General features: G+C 53.0%; 1 protein-coding gene and 2 pseudogenes. 1 reads left to right on the top strand and 2 read right to left on the bottom strand.

Features of this window, described 5'->3' with window-relative positions:
* Nucleotides 1–80: 80 nt before the first annotated feature.
* Nucleotides 81–677 (bottom strand): annotated as a pseudogene (locus ASF20_RS25025) (IS5 family transposase); the annotation flags it as partial.
* 520 nt (nucleotides 678–1,197) lie between these two features.
* Nucleotides 1,198–2,334 (bottom strand): hypothetical protein, encoded by a 1,137-nt coding sequence (locus ASF20_RS24190; RefSeq protein ID WP_156648099.1) that lies wholly within the window; start codon nucleotides 2,332–2,334, stop codon nucleotides 1,198–1,200.
* A 243-nt stretch (nucleotides 2,335–2,577) separates the two neighbouring features.
* Between ASF20_RS24190 and ASF20_RS24185 the strand changes: the two are divergent.
* A pseudogene (locus ASF20_RS24185) lies at nucleotides 2,578–3,343 on the top strand (IS5 family transposase).
* The last annotated feature ends 237 nt before the right edge of the window (nucleotides 3,344–3,580 follow it).

Here is a 3,580-nt window from a genome sequence, read left to right as displayed (position 1 = left end):
GGTCATGGCTCCATCCTCGCAAGAGTTGGGGCCTCCGGGAAACCCGGCGCGGTTCACTTGCGCCGGGCGATGCGGTGCTAAATGCGACGGTGGGTTAGCGCCTGACGGCAGCGGCGGTGATCGCAGCCTTGTCGGCGTGCCGCTTTGAGGAACGCTTGTGCGGTGCCCTCCCAGCCTAAGCGGATCGGTGGGACGGCATCTATGATGGCCTCCACCATCCGGCTGTCATGCACATTGGTGCCCATCCGCATCAGAGCGAGAGGGATGCCCCTCGCTTCGGTGAGGACAAGGCGCTTCGTGCCCGGCTTGCTCCGGGCGGTTTAGGGTCGGACCTGTCACCGCGCCCCCTTTTTCCTTCGATCGGGGCGCTGTCGAAAGAAACTCGACTGAAGTCGATGCCGTTCTGCCGGTCGAGTTAATCGAGAAGCGCGTGTTCGATCCCATATTCCAGCCCTCTGCCATTCCCGCAGGCGCCGCCAGCAGGTCGTCTTCGCGCCGGAGTCCATATCCCGGGGGGAGCAACTCCCAGGGCGTGCCCGAGCGCAGCGCAAAAGGATCCCCGTCAGCGCCGCATAGTCGAACGTTCGCAGCCGACCGCCCTTCGGGTTGGCCCGTTCAGCCGGAAGCAGCGGTGCAATCTCGGCCCCCAGGCCATTGGGAAGGAGCTGTCTCGCCATCTTCGCACAATGCGCCCAACCCAGTTTTGTTAGGCGCTCTTATAGAATTCGTCCAAATTAAGATGACAAATGCAGTCGCCAGCGGCCCGCCGCGTGGCTCATTCCTAGATTTCAATGAAGGCGAACTCGCTTGCGCGATCGATAGCGACGAACATATCGATTTTTCCTTCGCATTGTGGCCCTCCGCTATATCAATGCGAAAGTAAAGCCTTGTTGAGGCGATTGGGTGCGGGCCTGTCACTATCGACGTCCGAGAACCAGTTGGCTACTGTCTCACCAGGCAGTGAGCCAATAGCCAGCGGCTCTGGTGCGGGATTATTGTCCACAGTCCAACCAGGGCCGCCGAGAAAATCTTATATCCAGGAAATTACACTGTGTTTAATCGCAATTTCAATCCCTATTCTTAGCAAGCGATAGCTTTAAACCTTAAATAAATAGAATATGCTTGACATTATAGTATGCAATGATATTATTTATAGATAATCCCAAATATTTTTGTAGATTCTGTCTAAAACGTAAATTATGGTTTAATCATCAGGGCACGTCCAACGCGGTAGATTTGACCCGCGCGAAGACCTGCTGCATCCGCTGCTGTATGATTCGGGAAATCTTTAACAGCTTTGGGACTGAAATTAATTGTATCGGATGAAATAGTTGCTACTGAAATACCATCGATAACCCAGATAAAAGTCTTGGTGGATCTGTCGTAAAACGTGTATTGGTTCGATCCATAACGAATTAACGTGCCAGCATTTGGGTTTGTAGTACTCCCTTGCGGCATACTGATTGCGGCAGAGGAAACCATAAGTTCCTCGAGTTGAACGCCGACCTCTGCAGAACCAGGCTGACCTTCGGCGTTTACTGATGCAGCGCGAAACGCAGCAGTACTCGAATAACCATAAAGATTTGCTTGAACGCCAAATGCCTTGTGTTTCAAATCGGAATCTGCTTTATAATTATAAATAATTCCAATTATTGGTGCAAGAAGTGCCGGCTGATCATGTCCATATGCGGGTGCCATAGCTGAAAACTCATTTGTTGCGACGCCGGTACCGAGTTGTACGGCTTCAGCCAAGACGCCACTCGTTCCGCGATTCACGCCGCCCGATCGCCCAATCGCGTAGAACCATCCGCCGTGAATGTCCTTCCACTGTGTTGTAGCTTCTCTCTTATCGAATTTGCCGTAAACAAATGAACGAAATCCATTTGTAATCGCTCGGTAACCGAGCGCTTCATAATTCTTTGCGTCTCGATCTCTTGTGATGAGTACTTTGCTGTCGCGCATAACACCGGCGCCAGCGAGTTTGGCAGATTCTGTATTGGTCACTAAAGTAAAATCTGTTGAGCGCGAGTCAAAATCAGTATATGGACCTTCAGTTTGTTGAGGGTCGAGATAAGATCGACTATCAATTGAAAACTTATCTATAAAAACGCGTCTCAATGCCTCTCCATTTTCAGGAACGACATTGAAATCTAGGTTAAGGTCTTTCTTATCTGAAGATTCAGTTGCATTTTTGCTCGAATATGTTTGATTATGTTCTGGGGAAAGATCTGGCTTAGCTAAAGTTCGTTCTAAGGCTAGGGTATTTGAAGATAAAATTTGGGGAAAAACAAATAGAACAATACGAGATGTTTTGCGAATGGAGATATTTATCATGTTTAGCCTCTATTTGAAGAATCTGACAACTTTGTAGTTAGTCGGAAAGGACGTTATGAGTCTTTGGCGGGTGTGGGACGCTCGGCTAGAAAGTCCAATCTGGACGTAGACTCAGGTGCAATCGCCTTTCGGCCATACTGATCCAGACCGCGATAGCTTGTTCTAGGGCAGGGACTCATACAACCAATTGATGTTGCTCGCGTTTTTTCCTGAGTTTGGGGTTTCCAACACAGGAAGATTGCGATGGCACGGTTGTTCCAGCTCTCCTCTAAAGCCTGGGAGCGGATCGAATCGCACTTGCCGCACGGCCAACTGGGCCACCCTCGAGTCGATGATCGGCGGGTGATCAGCGGCGTTCTACATGTGTTGAATGTTGGCTGCCTCCGGCAGGATGCGCCCTCCGAGTACGGCGTTCAAGCTACAATCGAAGATCCACCACAATAGGTAGTCTCAGCGCGGAATCTTGCAACAGTTGTGGGCCAAGATCGTGGTCGCAGGTCTTGGCCCCGACGAACTGATGCTAGATGCCACGCACGTGAAGGCCCACCGATCGGCATCGGGTGAATAAGCGGGGGCTGGAGCCAGGCCGTCGGTTGATCGCGCGGTGGCTCTCCAAGCAAAATCCATTGCTTCTCCGATGGTCGTGGCCGGCCAGTTGCGTTCGCCGTGACGCCCGGAAATGTGGCCGACAGCAACATGGCGCTACCTCTGGTGCAGGCCGTGGTGCTGCCCAAGCGCCTGATCGCAGACGCGGCCTACGATGCGCAGAGCTTCAGGGACTGGCTGAAGAGCCACTGGGTGATCGCCACCATCCTGCTTGCCCAAGGCCATCCGGACGGTGCACGACAGGCATAGCCGGGTATCCTACCGGCGACGTGATCGGATCAAGCGCCTATTCGGTCGCCTCAAGAACTGGCGGCGCGTCGCGACCCGCTACGACCGTTTGGCCTATAACGATCTGGCCGCCATCGCCATCGCCCTGGTTTTCTGTGTCATCGGAGGGACTTGAATGAGCCCCTTTCTTAAGCTGCCCCCTGAGCGCAACTCGCCGCGCAATAAATATCCCTGCATGCTAGCAGGGCCCAAGCGATGCGCTCGGTATAATTCGCTATGCCCACGGTCATGACGCGAGTTGGACGACTGTTAGAGTGAGATCCGGTGCATATGGCCGCAACCTGGACACTGAACCGTTCCGGAATTCCCGGAGGCCATTTGGTTTGGGTTATGCGGCCCAGGCTTGCGCCTC

Origin of the sequence: Methylobacterium sp. Leaf88 (genome assembly GCF_001422795.1) — a bacterium.
GTDB lineage: Bacteria > Pseudomonadota > Alphaproteobacteria > Rhizobiales > Beijerinckiaceae > Methylobacterium.
This window is presented reverse-complemented; position numbering and strand designations above follow the sequence as displayed.

Bases quoted from the DNA above. Each gene is read 5' to 3' on its own strand.
- ASF20_RS24190 (WP_156648099.1), bottom strand. From the start codon at position 2,334: ATGATAAATATCTCCATTCGCAAAACATCTCGTATTGTTCTATTTGTT.